The sequence below is a fragment of the Flagellimonas aequoris genome, from assembly GCF_003584165.1.
GTDB classification, from domain to species: domain Bacteria; phylum Bacteroidota; class Bacteroidia; order Flavobacteriales; family Flavobacteriaceae; genus Flagellimonas; species Flagellimonas aequoris.
The window spans coordinates 53,239-74,566 of sequence record NZ_QXFJ01000023.1; the positions used below are offsets into that span (position 1 = coordinate 53,239).

Consider the following 21,328-nt stretch of genomic DNA (forward strand, 5'->3'; position numbering starts at 1 on the left):
TTACCAATCTCAAGAATTTAAAAAAAGTACTATGAAAAGTTTAAAACGTATTGCACTGGTCGCCTTCACCCTAGGTCTGTTCGTTTCCTGTAGCTCTGTTCAGGTAGTTTCCGATTACGACAAACAGGCCGATTTTAACACGTATCGAAGCTATGCTTTCTACAAAACAGGTATTGACAAGGCCCAAATTTCCGATCTGGACAAAAAACGCATCTTGCGTGCCATTGAAACCGAACTGGCTTCCCGCGGATTTGTAAAATCGGACAACCCTGATGTCTTGATCAGCATCTTCACCAAGGAACGTGAACGTGTTGATGTCTACAACAACTACGGTTGGGGTTGGGGCGGATTCTACAATCCCTATGTTTGGGGTCCCGGATGGGGCTGGGGTTGGGGCAACAATGTGAGCACCCGCACCGAAGGCTCTTTGTACATTGATGTGATTGACGCCAACAAAAAAGAATTGGTATGGCAAGGACGCGGTGTAGGCACCTTGAGCAACACCAAGAGCATTGAAAAGAAAGAGGAACGCATCCAAGAATTTGTTTCCCAGATCTTGAAGGAATATCCTCCCCAAACGGCAGTCGCCGTTAACTAAAAAATTTGAACCGCCTTAAGGGCGGTTTTTTATTGCCACCTATCCAGATTTTCGGGAAACCGATAACGATTTCGTATCTTTAAGACCGATAAAAATGCACAAATGAGTTACGAATCCAATCCCATACTGGACAAACTGCCCAAGCACCTCAAACAGTTCATCAAACCACAGAACTATGAAGATTACACGGCCATTGACCAAGCCGTTTGGCGTTATGTGATGCGGAAAAATGTGGATTATTTGAGCCAAGTGGCACACAGTTCCTATGTGGATGGATTGAAGAAAACGGGCATTTCCATAGACCAGATTCCGAACATGTACGGCATGAACCGCATCCTGAAGGAAATTGGTTGGGCCGCCGTGGCCGTGGACGGATTTATTCCCCCTTCGGCTTTTATGGAATTCCAAGCGTACAATGTGTTGGTGATCGCTTCGGATATCCGTCAGTTGGAAAATATTGAATACACTCCTGCCCCGGATATCATCCACGAAGGGGCCGGGCACGCACCCATCATTGCCAATCCCGAATATGCGGAATATTTAAGGCGCTTCGGGGAGATTGGCTGCAAGGCCATTTCCAGTGCCAAGGATTATGAACTGTACGATGCGGTGCGCCATCTTTCCATCATCAAAGAGGCCCATGGTACACCCCAAGAGGACATTGAAAAAGCCGAAAAGCATATTGAATTCCTGCAAGAAAATATGGGGGAACCCAGTGAAATGGCCCTCATCCGAAACCTACATTGGTGGACTGTGGAATACGGCTTGATAGGTACCGTGGAAAATCCGAAAATTTATGGCGCGGGATTGCTTTCCTCCATTGGGGAAAGTGCTTGGTGTATGACGGACCAAGTGAAAAAAATCCCCTACTCCATTGAAGCAGCCCGCACCGAGTTTGACATTACCAAACCACAACCCCAATTGTTCGTAACGCCTGATTTCGCCTTTTTGAGCCAAGTGTTGGAAGATTTTGCCAATACCATGGCCGTACGTAGAGGTGGACTTTTGGGCATCAAAAAATTGATCACTTCCCAAGCGTTGGGTACCATCGAGCTGAGCACGGGACTCCAAATTTCAGGGGAATTCCATAATGTGATCGAGCATGAGGGCAAACCTATCTATATCCAGACCAAAGGCCCGACAGCCTTGGCGTATCGGGAAAAAGAACTCGTGGGACACAGCACCGCTTACCATGCGGAAGGTTTTGGGTCGCCCATCGGGAAATTGAAGGGTATCAACATCGCCATTGAAGATATGGGGCCCCGAGATTTGAAGGCTTATAAGATCTATGAAGGGGAGCAAATTTCCTTGGAATTTGAAGGGGGCATCAAAGTGGAAGGAACTATCATCACCGGTACCCGCAATCTGATGGGCAAAATCATCCTCATCACGTTCAAGGATTGTACCGTGACCCATGAAGGCAAGATACTGTTCCAACCGGAATGGGGATTGTACGACATGGCCGTTGGCCAAAGTGTGGTTTCTGCCTACAACGGTCCGGCCGACCTCAATAGTTTCGACCTCATCACGCATCAATTGACCGAAACCACAATCAAGCCAAAGAAAAGTGCCAAAAGGTTGCAATTGGAGCAATATTACCAGCAAGTGCGGGACTTTAGGGAAGGTACAAACACCACCATCTCGCGAAACAAGGTTTTCCAGGTCATCAAAAGTGAATTCCCTGAGGATTGGCTATTGCCCGTGGAACTATATGAATTGGCTAAACAGAGTGACGACCACCATTTTCAAAAAGAGCTATTGGACCATTTGGAAAGCATCAAACGCAACAATCCGAAAGTGGGCCATTTGATTGACGATGGTATCAAACTGGTAGATGCCAGCTTGGTTAGCTAAAAGCCAAGTTTTCTGATATTGGATTCGGTTTCCTTCAGTTGGGGCACCATGGCTTTTTTGATGGGATAGAAAGCCATTTTCAAGGTTTTTCCATTACGTTTTACCCCGAGTTCCACTTCGTGGTCAATGCTACCTTGCCAAATGCTACGGGAAAACACCTCATCCCCTTCACGCAAACCTGCATTCCAGGCCGCACTGCCTTCCACCACACTTTGGATTTCCTTTCGGTCTTCGGTAAATTCAAAACCCAATTCGTAGATGTCGTTCATGGGGTCGTACTCCAATCCCAACTCATCAAACAATCCGTAAAGGTCCACCTTAATGCCTTCTTCAATATGTTTTTGAAAAAAGGCCTCAAAATCATCACCCAAAAATTCCTTCATCACTTTAATGAAATAGGCATGGGTCAGTTTTTGATTGTTGGCTTTGACATCCTTATAAATCTGGTGCATCACATCATCCAAACTTTGTTTTCCTTTGGATGTTTCACGGATTTTCTGGTCCAGATAGAAGGCAAACACCGCCCCTCTCCAATACGGTAGTTTGGAATAATCCCGATTCCCCCAAAAATTATCATAGTTGATTTCTGCATTGGGGGCCTCCACCACTGGGGAAGCATATAGATCCCGGATGGTGCGGTTGATCTCGTGGATATAAAAAGCCCCGGATAGACCATTGATCTTGTTGGTTGCAATATTTTTGAAGGTATAGTATTCGGTAAACCCTTCGCTAAACCAATATTGTTCCTCTTCATTTTCATTTTTAATGGTATGACCAATCCAATTATGCATCAGCTCATGGTTGAACAGGTACACCAACTGTTCAATATCCGTAAAATCGTTGTTGGAAATAGAGGTGGCAAAGGAATTGGTGAGCCCCGTCCCTTGAAAACTGCTTCCGGTCTCCTGCGAAAAAGGTTGCATGGTCACCGTGAAATATTCCTGTGAATGGTCGTTCCAGAAATTGCGCTGACAGGTCAAGGTCTGTTCCAGCACCTGGAACACATCCTCTTCTTGGAACGGAATCCATTCCCCGCGGGTTGCCAAACTGATTTGGTTGCCTTGGATCTCCCCAGAAAGCACCCTAAAGTCTCCTCCCACAAAAATAGCGCTCCCAAAAAGTTCCTTGTCCATATGTTTTAACAACTGTTCCCGTTCCTGACTTCCAAAACTATTGTGGATGGTATATTCCTTTGGAAAACTGGTCCAATCCAAGGAAATATCCAATTGATCTTTGGCGTTTTCCGGCACCATAAACATATTGTGTGAGAACAGATGAAAATAATCCTGGTTGACGACTGGTCGGTACACTGCACGGGTAGAGAGTTCCCCTTCAAAATCCTGTTTTAAAAAGTACTCGAATTCCAGTTGTTCGGTATCCTTGGGATGCATCAAAACAATACGGCTACTGTCGGCATCCTTTTCCACCACACCCTCCACATTCAGCAAACGCATTTCGCCCAAGGTGTTATACAGATTTTCTTCCCCCCAAGCCTCATTGGGAAAGGACAAGGTGGTCACCCCACTGGTATCCGCAGGAATACTCATGTGGATTTTCAGTTGGGAAACACTATCCACCTTAACCGGGGTTATGGTGTAACAGATATCAGCTTCGGGTTTTTGATTACAGGAAAAGAGAAAAGTAGCTAAAAGGACGGTTAGTAGTGCTCTTTTAAACATTGGTTGTATTGATTGATGAGATATAAAGACGCACAAAAATGGGAAATGTGACAGCTCAATCCAAAATTTGATCCAATTCTTCCATATTCTGTACCGGAGTATCCTCAAAAACTAAGGTCCAACCCATGGAATGGGTAAGCACCAAAATTCGGGAAAGTTCGCTTACCAAGCGGTTTTCGGCATTGGATCGCAGTGTGGAGGCATCGATTTTTTTCATCAAGGAAGCATTTACATTGCGCTTGATCAAATTGTAATCTTCCGCTTTGAAAGGATTAAGGTAATCGGCAGTGACATCGTAATATTCAAAATCGGGGTTGATCTTGATCTCAGGTTCCGGAATGTTCGTAATCTTAACGGTCTTGTTCTCCTCATCCAGATCATAAGTGACCTGGGAAAGATCATATACTACCATTACCTCGGCATTTACCACCACCAAAGCTTTTTTCTGGGCCGTAACCAAAGGACCAAAAAGTTCGCGTGAATCTTTATAATTGTACACTTCCGCAAAATGCCCTTCCGTCACGACCAGCTTGGAAACGTTTTTGAGTTCCTGCTGGATAAGCATGGAATTCTCCTGCAAAATGGTCTTTTGCTCTCGGTCATCAGTACACGATCTATAGATCAAAACCGAAGCCAGGGCAATCACGGCGCCTATGAGTATTTTCTTCATTTATTCGAATTTCATGAAAGGATACCTTTCTTGAAGATACGTAATTTTTGTCCTGAGCGATTTTTTGAACTTCTGATGCGCCTCTGATCCTGGGTTAAAGGGTCGGTGTCGTAAACCTTTCCGAACGCTTTCGACTTCGTCCATAACAGGGTATTCTTCGGAAGAAATCCAGACCGCTTTGAACTTTTCCCAGATGTAATCCACAGCCAACGCATTGGGATGCAACAAATCTTCGGCATAAAAACGATAATCACGGAGTTCGTCCATCATGATCTCGTAAGCCGGAAAGTAGGACACACCTCTCGACTGCCCGCCCGTCCGGCAGGCGGGCGCTCGAGATGACACAATTTGATGCAATGCCGCAATCAGATGTGATTTGCTTTGTTGGTTTTCCACAAAACCGTCCTTCAGGTGCCTAACCGGGGAAATCGTAAAAATGAGTTTAGCGTTGGGATTTGTCTTGCCAATCAAACTGACCAGATTTTCCAAACTGGATTGGATGGCATCTACTGAAAGTAGTTTTTTAGTGAATTCCCTTTGGGGCACCTTGTGGCAGTTGGCCACTATTTTTTGGGAAGCATTATGCTCGTATACCCAAGCCGTACCCAGAGTGATGATGATGTGGGAAGCACTTTCCACCCATTGTCTGGTACGTCGCAACCTTTGGTTGAGCAGTTCCACCAAGGTTTTTTGGTCATCGGAACGCACCTCTGAATGTGCATCGAAACAACGCCAAATGCCTTCTTGACAAAACACTTCTTCCGGATGGTAAAAAGTACCTTCCAATGAACGTTTCACCAAATTTTCCAAAGCCAAAGGCTGGAATAACACTCCGAAAGGATTTTGGTATTGGGGAAACTGAAAGTACTCCAGCTTGCCCCCTATGTTTTCCACAAAACAAGAACCCAACAACAGCACTTTTCCCTGATAATCGATGGGATGATCTATTGGTTGTAAGGGTACTTTGGTCTGTAGTTCCATCAAGAAAGATATGCCTTCACTTTATCCAAAGCTTCTGGGATCCCGTCAGGGTTTTTACCCCCTGCGGTTGCAAAGAAAGGTTGGCCTCCACCACCGCCTTGAATGTATTTGCCCAATTCACGGACAATGGTACCAGCGTTCAGGTTTTTGGAAGCTACCAATTCTTTGGAAATATAACAGCTCAACAAGGCCTTGCCTTCACTTTCGGAAGCAAGCAATAGGAAGAGGTTATCCACTTGTCCTCCTATCTCAAAAGACAAATCCTTAATGCCGGCGGCATCCAAATCCACTTTTTTGGACAGGAACTGGATTCCATTGATTTCCTTCAATTCGGCTATTAGATTGTTTTTCAACCCTTTGGCCTTGTCCTTCAACAATTGCTCCACCTGCTTTTTGAGCGCGGTATTTTCATCCTGCAAACTAGCAACAGCCTTCACCGGATCTGGGGTATTGTGCAACAGGTCTTTGATCTCGAACAACATGCGGTTGTTCGTAAAGTAAAATTCCTTGACAGCATCGGAAGTGATGGCCTCAATCCTTCGGATACCTGCTGCCACGGCACCTTCGGACACAATCTTGAAATGCCAGATATCGCCCGTGTTCTTCACATGGGTACCCCCGCAAAGTTCAATGGATTGTCCAAACCGAATCGTACGTACGGTATCGCCGTATTTTTCGCCAAAAAGGGCCATGGCCCCATCTTCCATCGCTTGTTTGATGGGTACGTTCCGGTGTTCTTCCAAGGCCAAATGTCCATCGATACGAGCATTGACAAAGTTTTCCACTTTTCGCAACTCTTCAACAGATAATTTGGCAAAGTGTGAAAAATCGAAACGCAGGTATTTGGAATGTACCGCAGAGCCTTTTTGCTCCACGTGGGGACCCAGAATTTCTCGAAGGGCTTGGTGCAACAAATGCGTGGCGGTATGGTTGCAAGCTGTTCTCCAACGTTGCTTATGGTCCACTACCGCCTTGAAAGTCTCGTTTACATTATCAGGAAGTGATTCCGCAAAATGTACAATCTCGTTGTTTTCCCTTTTCGTATCCACAATATAGGTCACATCGCCGTTCGGGGCTTCCAAATAACCTTTGTCGCCCACTTGGCCTCCGCCTTCTGCATAAAATGGTGTTAGGTTGAACACCAATTGGTATTGATCCCCTTCTTTTTTGCTGGTTATCTTTCGGTATTTGACCAACTTCACATTAGCTTCAAGACTATCATAGCCGATGAATTCCTGTTCTGAATCCGTCATCAACACAGTCCAGTCATCCTTAGAAACCTCGGATGCAGCACGGGAACGGTCTTTTTGGGCCTTCAATGCCTTGTTAAAACCTTGCACATCCAACGTATATCCTTTTTCCTCCAAAATCAGGGAAGTCAAGTCGATAGGAAAACCGAAAGTATCATATAATTCGAAAGCTTTTTCGCCATCAATGGTCTTTCCTTTTGATGATGTAATGACCGAATCCAAAAGTACAAGACCTTGCTCCAACGTGCTCAAGAAAGAACTTTCCTCTTCCTTGATCACATTCTCTATCAGCTGTTTTTGCTCCTTCAACTCTGGGAAGGCAGTACCCATTTGTTCGCCCAATACCTTCACCAATCGATGGATAAAAGGTTGGTTGGTATCTAAAAAGGTAAAACCGTATCGGATGGCGCGTCTCAAGATCCTTCGGATGACGTAACCAGCTCCTGTATTGCTTGGCAATTGTCCATCAGCAATGGAAAACGAAACTGCGCGAACGTGATCGGCAATCACCCGAATGGCGATATCCGTTTTTTCATCCTTGCCGTATTTGTGTCCTGTAATGATCTCTATTTCACGGATCAATGGCGTGAATACATCGGTATCGTAATTGGATTGCACTCCCTGCAACACCATGCACAAACGCTCAAAGCCCATTCCCGTATCAATATGCTTTTCAGGGAGAGGTTCCAGACTTCCGTTGGCCTTCCGGTTGAACTGCATGAATACCAGGTTCCAGATTTCCACTACCTGCGGATGGTCCTGGTTCACCAAAGAAGCTCCCGGAATTTTTGCTTTCTCGGTCTTGGAACGAATGTCCACGTGGATTTCGGAACAAGGTCCGCAAGGTCCCTGATCGCCCATTTCCCAAAAATTGTCCTTTTTGTTCCCTTTGATGATACGGTCCTCGGGCACAATGGCTTTCCAAAGATCATAGGCTTCTTGATCCAATGGCAAGCCATCGTCCTCACTGCCCTCAAAAACAGAAACATATAGGCTATTCTTGTCTATGTTGTACACCTCAGTGAGCAATTCCCATGCCCACTGTATGGCTTCCTTTTTAAAATAATCCCCAATACTCCAGTTGCCCAACATCTCGAACATGGTGTGGTGGTAGGTATCCTTCCCCACTTCCTCCAAATCGTTGTGCTTGCCACTTACACGTAGACACTTTTGGGTATCGGCCAACCGTTTGTGCTTGGCCACGGAATTTCCCAAGAAATATTCCTTGAACTGGTTCATACCCGCATTGGTGAACATCAAGGTGGGATCATCCTTCATGACCATGGGGGCCGATGGAACGATCTTATGGTTCTTCTCTTTGAAAAAGTTTAAAAACTGGGCTCTAACTTCTTGGGATGTCATTGAATTCCTAGGGTTTTCTTAAATTTAACACTTAAAGCAAAACAATTTTTATATTTGTCTGTTTTGATAAAAGAGTGAGCAAAAATAGGATAAAATCCATTCATGTCTAAAGTTAAGTACTATTACGACCCGGACACCCTTTCCTATCGAAAGATCGAACCGAAGAAATCCAAAAGATACAGGAATGTCCTGCTATTTGTATTGGGTTCCGCCTTGTTCGGACTTCTTGGTCTTATCATCCTTTTGAACACCCGTTGGGTGAATACCCCCAAGGAACTTTCTTTGGAGCGTGAGGTTAGGAACTACGAATTGCAGTTCGATATTTTGAGCAAGAAGATGCAACAGATGGAGCAGGTTTTGGCCAATATCGAAGATCGCGATAACAATATTTATCGATTGTATTTTGAAGCCAATCCCATTCCCGAGGAGCAACGTAGGGCCGGATTCGGGGGAATCAACCGATATAAATCGCTGGAAGGCTTTAACAACTCGGAGATTATCATCGATGCCACCAAGCGGTTGGACATCATTCAAAAACAAATGGTGATTCAATCCAAATCTCTGGATGAAATCGCCAAATTGGCTGAAGAGAAGGAGAAATTATTAGCGGCCATTCCAGCCATTCAACCCATTAATAACGAAGACCTTACAAGGATGGCTTCCGGTTATGGTTGGCGTTCCGATCCTTTCACCAAGGCACGTAAAATGCACTGGGGCATGGACTTTACCGCACCAAGGGGTACTCCTATTTATGCCTCTGGAGACGGAAAGATCACTCGTGCCGACAACAAATCTTCGGGTTATGGCAAACATATCCGAATCGATCATGGTTACGGTTATATCTCCTTGTACGGTCACTTGAGCAAGTACAATGTTACCGTGGGCCAAAAGGTAAAACGTGGTGACCTCATTGGGTTTGTGGGCAGTACCGGGCGCTCCGAAGCACCGCATTTGCACTACGAAATCTTTAAGGACGGGGAACGCATCAACCCCATTAACTTCTACTACGGAAGTTTGACAGCAGAAGAGTTTGAGAACATGCTCAAACATGCCAATCAAGAGAACCAATCCTTGGATTAATGCACATAGAGCTTCCTGAAAAAAGATATTATGGCATTGGTGAAGTGGCCAACGCCTTTGGGGTGAACACCTCCCTGATCCGTTTTTGGGAAAAGGAGTTTGATGTGCTACAACCCAAAAAAAACGCGAAGGGTAACCGAAAATTTACACCTGAGGACATCAAGAACCTTCAAATGATCTACCATCTGGTGAAGGAACGTGGGTTTACCCTGGAAGGGGCCAAGACCCATTTGAAGGAAGAAAAGCAAAAGGCGCTTTCCACTTTTGAAGTCATCCAAAAACTGGAAAAAGTAAAGGCCGAACTCCTGAAAATTAAGGAACAACTATAAAACACTAAAACCATACGAAAATGAAAAAAGGCATCATCGCCATTATAGTACTGATCGTTATCGCAGTGCTTATTGGTGGTTGGTACGTAAGCACCAACAACAAACTTGTGGATATGAAGGGCCAAGCGACCAAGCAATGGGCCAATGTGGAAAGTTCCTATCAGCGTAGAAGCGATTTGATCGGGAACTTGGTAAAAACCGTGCAGGGAGCTGCCGATTTTGAACGTACAACCTTGTCAGAAGTCATCGAGGCAAGGGCAAAAGCCACTTCCACCACTATAGACGCGAACAACATCACCCCGGAGCAAATGGCTCAATTTCAGGAAGCACAGGCGGGCCTTTCCTCTGCCTTATCCAGATTATTGGTCACGGTGGAACGCTATCCCGATCTAAAGGCTAACCAAAACTTCTTGGAACTACAATCCCAATTGGAAGGCACTGAAAACAGAATCAATGTAGAGCGAAACCGTTTCAACGATTTGGCCGGGGAGTACAACATCAAAATTCAACAGATTCCCACCAATTTTGTGGCTAGCTTGGGCAATTTTGACCCCATGGCACTTTTCGCTTCCAAACCAGGAGCCGAAAATGCCCCCGATGTGAACTTTGAATTCAACTAAGCATGTCGAACATGTCGCACGTAGAGGAATTTTTGAGTGCCGAGGAAGAGCAGGACATCATCAATGCCATTGTTGAGGCCGAGAAGAACACTTCCGGTGAAATCAGGGTACATATTGAGGCCTCTGCCAAAATAGACCATTTTAGCAGGGCCCAACAAATTTTTCACTTTCTGAAAATGGGCAACACCAAGGAAAACAACGGGGTGTTGATCTATGTGGCCGTGGACGACAAAAAATTCGTGATTTATGGCGATAGCGGAATTGATCGTGCCGTGCCGAATGGATTTTGGGACACTACCAAGGATGTGATGGCCTCTCATTTTAAAAAAGGAGATTTTAAACAGGGAATCGTAGAAGGGGTTTTAATGGCGGGCAAGGAACTGAAGTCCCATTTTCCATGGAACCAGAACGATACCAATGAACTGAGCGATGCCATTTCCAAAGGGTAGTTTCATACTGGCATTTTTATGTGTCTCATTGGCTTGGGGACAGTTCACCATACCTGAAAAACCCAAGGTACAGACCAGTGTATACGATTATGTAAGCCTTCTGTCCAATTCCCAAAAAAGGGCTTTGGAACAGAAACTTATTCGCTATTCCGATAGTACTTCAACCCAAATTGTGGTAGCCATCATCGATTCCACCGAAGGTGAGGACATTACCTATCTTGGAGCGCAATGGGGCCACAAGTGGGGTATTGGTCAGGCCGACAAGGATAACGGAGTTCTGGTTCTTTTGGCGAAGGATGACCGAAGGATTGCCATCAATACTGGTTATGGAGTGGAAGGCTCCCTTACCGACTTGATGTCCAAACGCATCATCGAATCCGTCATCATCCCCGAGTTTAAAAAAGGAGACTATTATGCCGGTCTTGACAAAGGTTCCGACGCTATTTTTAAAGTGTTGACAGGAGAGTTCAGCGAGGACCGCACGTTTGGTAACTCTAAACGCTTCCCTTTTGAAGCGCTGTTCCCCTTTATCATTTTCATCGTGATCCTCATTATTCTTTGGAGCAGGAAAAACAAAGGTGGCGGAGGCAAAGGAGGTCGCCGGGGCGGTGGACTCGACATTTGGGACATGATCATTTTGAGCAATATGGGTCGAAGTTCTGGTTCTTCCGGTGGATTTGGCAGCGGTGGCGGCTTCAGCGGAGGCGGTTTTGGTGGCGGCTTCGGCGGAGGCGGCTTTGGAGGCGGAGGAGCCTCGGGTGGATGGTAATCGTCCTACCACGACGCCAACACCAAAGTATTGCAAATGGTAATTCACAGCTCCGAAAAAAATTGAAATTAAGTCATTGATAATTCGTTCAAAAAAAAATAGTACGATAAAAATCAAAAATCTATCTGAAAGTATTTTGTTGGAAACCACCTCGGTCAATTTAATAATCGGATTTATAATCTAAATTAAAAAAAGGAATGCCGTGCAATCTGGTTAATTGCACAGCACTCAAACTTGGGTCAATAGTTGAAAAAACTATTTTTATATCTCCAATTTTTTTAGCTGATTAAAGCTAATTCGTTATTGATTTAAAAGAAATGGGGTATAATCATGTTCCAATTTTTTGAGCATACTACTTTGAAAAGAAATTATTCTATTGTCTTTTTCAATAATGGGCAAAATTATTTTCCCATTACAGACAACAAAGTAAACTTGTTCGAATTTTGAATAATTCTTTTCGTATTGGACTATATCATTAACGTTCAAATCTCTAGCTTCGTTCATAGTTAACACTTCATAGTCCAAGTTACATCCTTCTACCATTGTATTCTTAAGAGACATGAAGTTTTCCTTGAAAAAAGTCAAATATTCTGGTTTTGATTTGACATCTTCACCTAAATCTAAATATTCATCGATTTTGTCAACTTCGCCAGAGATAATCAATTCATCTATAAAGTTTTTGACTAGAGATTTAGGTTGTTGTTTAGTACAACTACTAAACAATATGTAAGTAAAAAAAATACGCTTGCTTTCATATTAACATCCTTTATTGGTTATTGGGGCCGCACCTCCATTTTTGTTAATGCAATCCTAGTATTCATCATAACCCAAATGTATGTTATTACAAGTTTTGCATCGTTGCATATGCAAAAAAGACTAAATCCATGAAAATGAAACATCCGTAGGCAAAACCTACTGATATACCGATTTGAATACGGTTCAGAATTCGGTTAATCGGTCTACATTTACAGTTTAAAAGATTAAAAATCACTTATTTAAATTTTAAGGAGAGGACCTACCGCAAGAATACAATCCATAATATACTTTCCTCCATTAAAAAACTCACAAACAATCAAAACCTTATAAACCTAGGACCTCCTCCTTTTTCCGGGGCACCTTTACCCCCAAAGGAATCGAACTTGATGGTAAGGCTTCCCATAAAGTAACGTTTTAGCACGGTTCCCTGATAATCCTGGATGAAATCCTGTCCCGTGGTTCGCTGGGAGTTGATGTTCTGGTTGAGCAGGTCAAAGGCCAATACTTTCAAAGTAGCCTTCTTTTTGAACATTTGAAGTCCCAAGCTCATGTTCCAAAAAATGGCATCCTTGTCGAACCCAGCGCCCAAATTACCGTTATAACTGTAGGTAATGTCATTCCCCCAGACCAAATTTTCTGGCCAAAAGGTCGTCAATTTAAAGGCCAGGTTATGGGTAATGTAATCAATGTTGGCCACATTGTCGAGATTGTAACGGGTAGCGTTGATGCCCAATCTGTATTCGGGCTCCAATTCTATCATCTCTTTGTAGTTGAACATAAGACCGATCCTAGGATTTAGGTTCAGTGTTTTGGCCTCCAACCTACTTCCATTGGTAAATCCGACCTGTCTACTGATATTGGCATATGGGTTGATGGTAAACTTCAAAGTGTATAGGCTATCCTTTTTGATCTGTTTCGAATAACTTATTCCGGCCCATCCTCTATAGTTTCCTGCCACATTTTGATAGTTGGTCGTCCGGATAAAGTTCTCATCCGTCGTTGTACTGGAAACAATCTTGTCCTTTTCAAAGGTCATTCCAGAGTACAAGAATATTCCCGTACGGTCTTTCCAATTGTAATTGTTGTAGTTCAGGTAGAGATTATGGGTAATCTCAGGACCCAAGTTGGGGTTACCCACAATAATGTTCAACGGATTGCTCACATTTGGAACAGGCTGTAATTGGTTTACCGAAGGTACATTCAAATTGGTGTTATAATGGGCACTAAACCTTTTGCCGTTTCCAATATCGTAGTTGGCGTACGAGTTGAACAAAAGATTGCTATAATCCTTTGAAAAGGTAGTTGATTGAATGAAATCTTCGTTGTCCAAGCCAATCTGCTCAATCCTTGCCCTAAGGTTGAATCGGAACTTTTTTCCGTTGGATCCAAATCCGACTTCTGGAACATGTTTGTCCACGTTGAAATTAAAATCGGAACTTAAGGAGGAATTGAAGACGTAGTCCCCGGTTACCTCATCAAAATCCGAAACAGATCGTTCGTTGCTCTGTTCATTGTTGTTGTAGCTATATCTAAAATCCAGATAGAGGTCCTTGTTCAAGGCATGTCGGTAAGATGCACCCAACTCGTAGGAATCATTGGCATTATCGATGGTGGTTTGCTGATCTTGTACCTGTTCGCTTGGATTGTCCCCAAAAATACTGCGTTGCGCATTCAGAAACGACTCGGAATCGTTCACCCGATTGTTGTTATCAAAATAAACCCGGGCATAACTCCCCAAGGTATCCAGTTTTTTCATAATCTCGAGCCGATTGCTAAAGGTTCGCTGGAAACCGTCAGTGGTCTGCAGACTGGTACTACTGTTGATCAAATTCCCATCTTCATCGGTAGAGACCGTATTATCCGAATCCGTTGAACTGGTATTGTTCACGCTCAAACTGGGCTGAATGGTAATCCTTGTGGTCTTGTCCACATCAAACTCCAAATTGGCGGACCCTTGATTGGAAATGGTGGAGCCTACAAAACTGGATTCGGTATCGGTAAAATAACTTCCATCGGGCAAAATGTTCTCCCTAGACGTTTTTTCATTGTTATAGGAATCGCTGTAGGCATAAAAATAGTTGCCATCAGTCTTGTACTTGCCCTTATCCTGATCGGCATAGCTTGCCCCCAAGGTAGAAGATGTGGTAATGCCCTGTCCAAATCCAAAAGAAAGGTTTCCAATGGCAAATCCTCCATTATTATTAAAACTAAAGCCTCTTCCACGGGAATTGCCTACCATCTCATAGATTTCATCGAACGAGAATCCCGGGTTATTGATGTTGTTGGAACTTCCCAGTATGCTGATCCGTTGGGTATCGTTGAAATAGTTCAGCAGCCCATTGGCCTGATATCGGTCATCCGTTCCATAACCTCCTGATAATCGCCCCATATAGCCTTTATTTTTGTCCTCCTTGAGGGTTAGGTTGATGGTCTTGGTCTCGCCATCCCCTTCTTCCCCCACAAACTCCTGCTCCTTGGTCTTGGTATTGGTAATCTGAATCTTACTGATGACATCTTTGGACAAGGTTTTTGTGGCCACCTTTGGGTCCGTGCTAAAAAATACCTGTCCGTTTACCAAAACCTGGTTCACCTCCTTACCGTTGACCGTAATCTTTCCATCACTGTCCACTTCCACTCCCGGCAGCTTTTTTAGCACATCCTCCACGGTTGCATCGGGCCTGACCTTAAAGGAGTCTGCATTAAATTCCAACGTATCTTTTTTAATGGTGATGGGAACCCGTTCCCCGATCACATCGATGCCCGCAAGCTGTTCCACTCGCTCTTCCAGCTTTATAACACTAAGGTTGACTTCGGGTTTAAGCTCCACTTCCTGGGCCACGGATTGGTAACCGTTGGACGAAAAGGCCAACCGGAGTCTTTTGTACGCGGTCTTTCCTTCCAAGGCAAAAAATCCATCCGCGTTGGTGATAGTGTAGGTGACCAAAGTGCTATCCTTAATGGTCTCGGCATATACCGTTGCCGCTTCAATGGGGTTTCCCGTAGCGGCATCCACAATTTTGCCCTTGACCAAAAATTCTTGGCCGGACATTGAAGAAAAAGAAAGAAAGAGGGAAACAAAAACGAGGTAGAAGTAAATTCTTTTCAAATGGCAGTTTGTTTTTTGATTGACTTAGCAGTGAACCAAAGTATTGCATTGAAATTTTAATAGCGATCCTTTTAACGAAACTTTGAGAAAATTTCAATGAAAATTAACCAAGAGCTTAAAAAAATCACAAAAATGATATGTCGGGCATCCATTGTTGAAAAAACGTTCGTAAATCCTAACACCCCATTTATCAACTTACCGGGTCCCCGTACCTATTTTTGGCTATATTGTTGTACCATTTCTATAATTTAATTAATTACACTTTTTGCCATGTCCCGGTTTTTAAAAATTACCCTGTTTTCCTTCCTGATTTTAGTCGTATCCTGTAAAAAAAAGGGAGAGGTCCCCGAAACGGACAATCTTTTCAAGTTCAAGGATTATATCAGTTACCATACCCATGGCAACCAAAGTATTTCGACCCCTATCACCATTGCCCTTGCCCAACAGTTGGAGCAATTTGAGCTCAATCAAGAGCTTCCCAAGGAATATTTACAGATATCACCAAAGGTGGATGGCAAGTTGATCATCGAAAATGGTCGGGAACTGACCTTTCAGCCTTCGGAATATTTAAAACCGAACACGGAATATGTGGTCACCCTGTCCCTCAACAAATTGTTTGAGAACATTGACGGTGATTTTAAAAAATACACCTTCAGTTTCAAGACCATCGCGCCCAACTTCAAGATCAACCTGGGAAGCCTACAGTCCTATAGCAAGGAATGGCAATACTTGACGGGTACGTTGGATGCTTCGGATATTTTGGATGCTTCAAAAATGGAGGGCATTCTCTCCGTAAAGCAAGGGGATAAAAAAGTTCCCGTAAAATGGGACAACGCCTCGGAGAATGCCCAATATTTCAGCTTTAAGGTCGATAGCATCTCCAGAAAAACGGACGATAGCGAACTTACCATTGAATGGAGCGGAAAGGTGCTCGGTATCGATAATGAAGGTTCGGAAAATTACACCATCCCCGGATTGAACAAATTTGTGGTCGTGGATGCCAAAACATCCTCGTCTCCCAATGCCGTACTGACGCTGAATTTCTCGGAACCCCTAAAACAAAATCAAAACCTGAATGGATTGGTGACCGTAGAAAATGCGGAGAGCCTTCGGTACGAGATCAATGGTAATGTGTTGAGGGTCTACCCCTCCAACCGTATTCTGGGAGAGGTACGGGTAAATGCTTTCGAAGGAATCAAAAGTGAATATGGCTTTACCCTCAAGAACACCTTTTCTGAACTGGTTTCCTTTGAACAATTGAAACCAGCGGTACGATTGATTTCCAAAGGGACCATTTTGCCCAATGCGGCTTCCACGCCCATCTATTTTGAGACCGTAAACCTTTCTGCTGTGGAAGTGCGTGTGATCCAGGTGTATGAGAACAACATGTTGCAATACCTGCAGAACAATAATCTTACGGAGAGTTACAGTCCCGATCTAAGACCCGTGGGAAGAAGAGTGGCCTACAAAGTAATTCCTTTGGCAGAAAATGGGGAGGAAAATAGCAGCTATTGGAAGGCCCATGCCCTTGATCTGTCAAGCTTGATCAAAGTCCACCCCGGCTCCCTGTACCGCGTTGAGTTCAGCTTTAAAAAAGAGCATACCACCTATGCCTGTGATGGCTCTGAAACCGCAGAAGATCAAACGGAAACCTATACTTCCAGTACAGATGAAGAATCTTTGGAAGAACGGTATTGGGACAATGAAATTTATTATTGGAGGGACTATGAGTATGACTGGGAGAATCGTGACAATCCTTGTCATCAGGCCTATTATAATTATGACAGGGTTGCTTCCACCAATCTTTTGGGCAGCGACCTTGGCTTGATCGTAAAAAAAGGGAACAACCGTTCCTACCATTTTGCGGCCACCAATTTGTTGACCACCAAGCCCGAGGCCAATACCAACATCAAGCTCTACAACTATCAGCAGCAATTGTTGGGAGAGGTGACTACGGATGCCTCTGGATTTGCGGTATATGATGGGGAAAAGAGCGTGGCATTCGCCGTAGCTGAAAAGAACAGCAATTTTGCCTATGCCAAACTGGCTGATGGCAATGCACTGTCCTTAAGTACATTTGACGTTTCTGGCGAAGAATTGCAGCGGGGCCTTCAAGGGTTTCTGTATACCGAAAGAGGGGTTCACCGTCCTGGGGATGTGATCCATCTGACCTTTGTTCTGGACGATAAAGGAAACCCATTGCCCAAGGGTCACCCTGTTACTTTAGAGGTGAGTGATGCCCGCGGAAAGTTGGTGCAGCGCAATGTGTTGACCGAGGGGACCCTTCCTGTTTCGGAAGGATTGTTTGCCAAAAAAGAGGAAAATTTCTATTATTTCCCCATTCCAACACAAGCCGATGCCCCAACGGGAAATTGGTCGGCCAAAGTTATTGTGGGCGGTGCCCAGTTCAACAAATCTCTGAAAGTGGCCACGGTAAAACCCAACCGTCTAAAAGTCGATTTTTCTTTTGATGACGAAGTGTTGAAGGCCAACACGAACAACCGTGGCAAAGCCATTGTTCAATGGTTGCACGGCGCTCCGGCCCGAAACCTCAAAATTGATATCAATGCTAACTTGAGCAAAGCCTCCAACGCCTTCCCAAAACTGAAGGATTATGTTTTTCTAGATCCTGCGCGCGATTTTTATGATACCGAACTACAATGGATTTCTTCCAAGTTGGATGCGAACGGTGAGTTGGACATCAACGAAAAAATTAATGTGAATGGCAATGCCCCCGGTATGCTTCAAGCAACGTTCACCACCAAGGTGTTTGAAGGTGGCGGGGATTTTTCCATAGATGTGTTCACCAAAAACGTAGCGCCCTATCCTTATTTTGTGGGATTGCGTTCCCCAGAGGCCAAACAATATGGTTCTTTTATGACCGATGAGAACAACACCTTTGGCGTTATTACCGTGGACGACCAAGGCAAGCCATCCGGTAACCGAAAACTGAAAGTACAAGTCTACAAAATTGAATGGCGTTGGTGGTGGAACCGTGGGTACGACAACCTATCCCGATATGAAAATGCCTCTGTTCACAGTCCGTTCAAGGAAATGACGGTTACAACTGGAGCCGACGGCAAGGCCAACTTCAACCTAAATGTACCCGATGATGACGGTGGACGTTTCCTTATTCGAGTGATTGATGAAGCAGGACATGCCACAGGACGTACAGCTTACTTTTATCGCAATTGGTGGAAAAGGCCATCGGGAGATTCTGAAAGTTCCAAGATTTTGGTATTCTCGGCAGATAAGGAGAACTACAAATTGGGAGAACAGGCTACCATTACTTTCCCTTCGGATAAAGGTGGAAGGGCCTTGATCAGCATCGAAAACGGCACCGAAGTCGTGTCCCAACAATGGATCGAGACCACTGCTAAGGAAACAAAGGCCACCATTCCCATTACGGCGGAAATGGCTCCGAATGCTTACATCAACATTTCTTTGTTGCAGCCACACGGACAGGCAACCAACGACCTCCCCATCCGATTATACGGGGTCGTGCCCTTATTGGTGGAGAACCCGGCTACATTGCTGGAACCCCAAATTTCGATGCCCGAAGTACTGGAACCCGAATCATCGTTTAAGGTTACGGTTTCCGAGGCCAACAAAAAACCCATGACCTATTCTTTGGCTGTAGTGGATGACGGACTTTTGGACCTGACGCGATTCCGTACACCAGACATCCATGCCTCCTTTTATACAAGACAAGCATTGGGGGTAAAGACTTTCGATATATTTGATGATGTGATGGGTGCCTACTCTGTGAGTGTGGACAACATCTACGCCATTGGTGGAGGTGGCATCGGGGCTGGGGCCAAAAACCGCAAGGCCCAACGTTTCAAGCCTGTGGTCACCTATTTGGGTCCCTTTACTCTGAAGGCTGGCGAAAAAGCATCCCACACCATTGAAATGCCCAATTATGTAGGTTCTGTACGTACTATGGTCGTTGCCGGTAACTTGAACAGTGCTTATGGCAATGCCGAAAAAACCACTCCGGTGCGTAAACCTTTGATGGTGTTGACGTCCATCCCCAGAAAATTGTCCCCTGGAGAAACCGTGACCATTCCGGTTACCGTTTTTGCCATGGAACCCAAAGTAAAAAATGTGAAGGTTTCCATAGATGCAGGCAAGGCCTTGGAACCAGTGGGGGAAACAACCAAGAACATTACCTTCAATTCTGTTGGGGAACAGATCGTGAATTTCGACTTTAAGGTGAAACCTGCCTCTTCCTTCCAGACCATTTCCGTGACAGCCAGTGGCGCAGGGGAAAGTGCGAGCAGCAAAACCGAAATCGATGTTGAAAACCCGAACCCTATCACCACTAAAAGCGATGTATATACCATTGATGCCAATGGTAGTATGACCATTCCTTTTGAAACGTTTGGCACTTCGGGGACCAATGAGGCCTTTATCGAATTCTCCACTTTGCCTCCTATGGATTTCAGCAAGCGATTGGATTACCTGTTGAGATATCCTCATGGTTGTGTGGAACAGACCACCTCGGCGGCTTTCCCACAATTGTTTTTGGCGGATGTGCTGGACATTACCTTTGAAAAGAAAAAGGATATCGAGAAAAACGTAAAGGCGGCCATCAAAAAATTGGGCGATTTCCAAACCCCGAACGGCGGACTCAGCTATTGGCCTGGTTATGGCCATGCCGATGATTGGGGCACCTCATACGCAGGTCATTTTATGCTGGAAGCCAAACAACAGGGCTATCAGTTACCGTTGACGTTCTTGACCAATTGGTTGAAATATCAAAAGACGGCAGCGCGTCAATGGAGCAATCAAAGTTCTGGTTATAACGATGATATTTCACAAGCGTATCGCCTGTACACCTTGGCTTTGGCGCAACAGCCTGAATTGGCAGCCATGAACCGTCTTCGCGAAGCCAAAAACTTGAGCAACGAGGCCAAATGGCGCTTGGCAGCGGCATACGCGTTGGCCGGAAAAAAAGAAGTGGCCCAAGAGATTGCACAAAAGGCAAACATCAACTTTACACCCAGAAATTATGATTACCGAACCTATGGTTCCGTTTTCAGGAATAGGGCCATGGCAATGGAAACCATGGTGATCTTAGGGGATTCCAAACAAAGGGATTTGTCCATTTCCCTTGCCAAGGACCTTTCTTCCCAAAGTTGGTACAGTACGCAGGAAACAGCATTTGCCTTATTGTCCCTTTCCAAAATGGTGATGAAAAACGGAGGGAAATCCATCGACCTTACCTATACCAACAACGGTAAGGAAGTTGTGGTAAAAACCGATAGGGCCATTGCGCAACGAGGGCTCACCATTACTTCATTCAAAAATGAAATACAGGTAACGAACAAACAGGGAAATACCGTTTATGCCACCATGACCCAGACTGGAAAATTGCCAGTGGGACAAGAGTTGGCACAACAACAGAATCTGAACCTCAACGTAGTTTACAAAGATGCCTTGGGGAATACACTTGATGTTTCCGAATTGCGGCAAGGAACGGAATTCCAAGCGGAGATTACCGTATTTAACAGCTCTAACGACTACATCGACAATCTAGCATTGACGCATATTGTGCCCAGCGGTTGGGAGATTGTGGACACTTCCTTTGCGAGCGGGGACAATCCGAATGCAACAAAAGCGGATTATGTGGATACCCGTGACGATCGCACCCATTTGTATTTTAACCTTGGGGCTAGAAAATCGGCCACTTTTACCGTTAAACTCAATGCTTCTTTCCTTGGCGATTATTATTTGCCGGGAGCCCAAGTAGAGGCCATGTACGACAACAACTACCAAGCACGAAACAAAGGAAATTGGATTAAAGTGGTACAGTGATGTGT

14 protein-coding genes are annotated in these 21,328 nt (G+C 44.6%); 8 read left to right on the forward strand and 6 right to left on the reverse strand.

Annotated elements, in window-relative coordinates; genetic code table 11:
• The first annotated feature begins 31 nt into the window (after nt 1-31).
• Together D2U88_RS08995 and D2U88_RS09000 are read left to right on the forward strand one after the other, a co-directional pair.
• A complete protein-coding gene (locus tag D2U88_RS08995; RefSeq protein ID WP_119640635.1) occupies nt 32-598 on the forward strand; it encodes a DUF4136 domain-containing protein in 567 nt (188 codons plus the stop codon).
• A gap of 102 nt (nt 599-700) precedes the next feature.
• Nucleotides 701-2,452: an aromatic amino acid hydroxylase gene (locus D2U88_RS09000; protein WP_119640021.1), complete on the forward strand. Its 1,752-nt coding sequence runs from the start codon at nt 701-703 to the stop codon at nt 2,450-2,452.
• Here the strand turns inward: D2U88_RS09000 and D2U88_RS09005 are convergent.
• The 4 genes from D2U88_RS09005 to alaS are packed head-to-tail and all read right to left on the reverse strand — an operon-like array spanning nt 2,449 to nt 8,394.
• Nucleotides 2,449-4,131, reverse strand: a complete 1,683-nt coding sequence (locus D2U88_RS09005; protein WP_119640022.1) for a M1 family aminopeptidase — start codon at nt 4,129-4,131, stop codon at nt 2,449-2,451. The two genes, D2U88_RS09000 and D2U88_RS09005, sit on opposite strands and share 4 nt — an antisense overlap.
• 55 nt (nt 4,132-4,186) lie before the next feature.
• Nucleotides 4,187-4,801, reverse strand: coding sequence for a DUF4230 domain-containing protein (locus D2U88_RS09010; protein WP_119640023.1), 615 nt, complete (start codon nt 4,799-4,801; stop codon nt 4,187-4,189).
• On the reverse strand, nt 4,802-5,782 hold the full coding sequence (locus D2U88_RS09015; RefSeq protein WP_119640024.1) for a GSCFA domain-containing protein: 981 nt from the start codon (nt 5,780-5,782) through the stop codon (nt 4,802-4,804).
• On the reverse strand, nt 5,782-8,394 hold the full coding sequence (gene alaS / locus D2U88_RS09020; protein ID WP_119640025.1) for an alanine--tRNA ligase: 2,613 nt from the start codon (nt 8,392-8,394) through the stop codon (nt 5,782-5,784). Before alaS ends, D2U88_RS09015 begins: the two co-directional genes overlap by 1 nt.
• 102 nt (nt 8,395-8,496) lie before the next feature.
• Here alaS and D2U88_RS09025 point away from each other — a divergent pair, with 102 nt between their 5' ends.
• From D2U88_RS09025 to D2U88_RS09045, 5 genes are read left to right on the forward strand one after another with little or no spacing between them, the layout of a single operon-like run.
• The gene (locus tag D2U88_RS09025) at nt 8,497-9,474 is read left to right on the forward strand and encodes a M23 family metallopeptidase (protein ID WP_119640026.1); all 978 of its coding nucleotides are present in this window, start codon (nt 8,497-8,499) and stop codon (nt 9,472-9,474) included.
• Nucleotides 9,474-9,803 (forward strand): MerR family transcriptional regulator, encoded by a 330-nt coding sequence (locus D2U88_RS09030; protein ID WP_119640027.1) that lies wholly within the window; start codon nt 9,474-9,476, stop codon nt 9,801-9,803. The genes D2U88_RS09025 and D2U88_RS09030 overlap by 1 nt, the downstream gene beginning before the upstream one ends.
• 20 nt (nt 9,804-9,823) lie before the next feature.
• Nucleotides 9,824-10,423, forward strand: a complete 600-nt coding sequence (locus D2U88_RS09035; RefSeq protein ID WP_119640028.1) for a LemA family protein — start codon at nt 9,824-9,826, stop codon at nt 10,421-10,423.
• Between the two features lie 11 nt (nt 10,424-10,434).
• Nucleotides 10,435-10,872 (forward strand): TPM domain-containing protein, encoded by a 438-nt coding sequence (locus D2U88_RS09040; RefSeq protein WP_119640029.1) that lies wholly within the window; start codon nt 10,435-10,437, stop codon nt 10,870-10,872.
• Entirely contained in the window at nt 10,853-11,641 is a 789-nt protein-coding gene (locus tag D2U88_RS09045) for a TPM domain-containing protein (RefSeq protein WP_119640030.1), read from the forward strand. Before D2U88_RS09040 ends, D2U88_RS09045 begins: the two co-directional genes overlap by 20 nt.
• Before the next feature lie 300 nt (nt 11,642-11,941).
• Here D2U88_RS09045 and D2U88_RS09050 read toward each other — a convergent pair whose 3' ends face one another.
• Nucleotides 11,942-12,304: a hypothetical protein gene (locus tag D2U88_RS09050; RefSeq protein ID WP_147378574.1), complete on the reverse strand. Its 363-nt coding sequence runs from the start codon at nt 12,302-12,304 to the stop codon at nt 11,942-11,944.
• Between the two features lie 409 nt (nt 12,305-12,713).
• Nucleotides 12,714-15,503, reverse strand: a complete 2,790-nt coding sequence (locus tag D2U88_RS09055; protein WP_235855762.1) for an outer membrane beta-barrel protein — start codon at nt 15,501-15,503, stop codon at nt 12,714-12,716.
• Between the two features lie 270 nt (nt 15,504-15,773).
• Between D2U88_RS09055 and D2U88_RS09060 the strand changes: the two genes are divergently transcribed.
• Entirely contained in the window at nt 15,774-21,323 is a 5,550-nt protein-coding gene (locus tag D2U88_RS09060) for an alpha-2-macroglobulin family protein (RefSeq protein WP_119640033.1), read from the forward strand.
• The last annotated feature ends 5 nt before the right edge of the window (nt 21,324-21,328 follow it).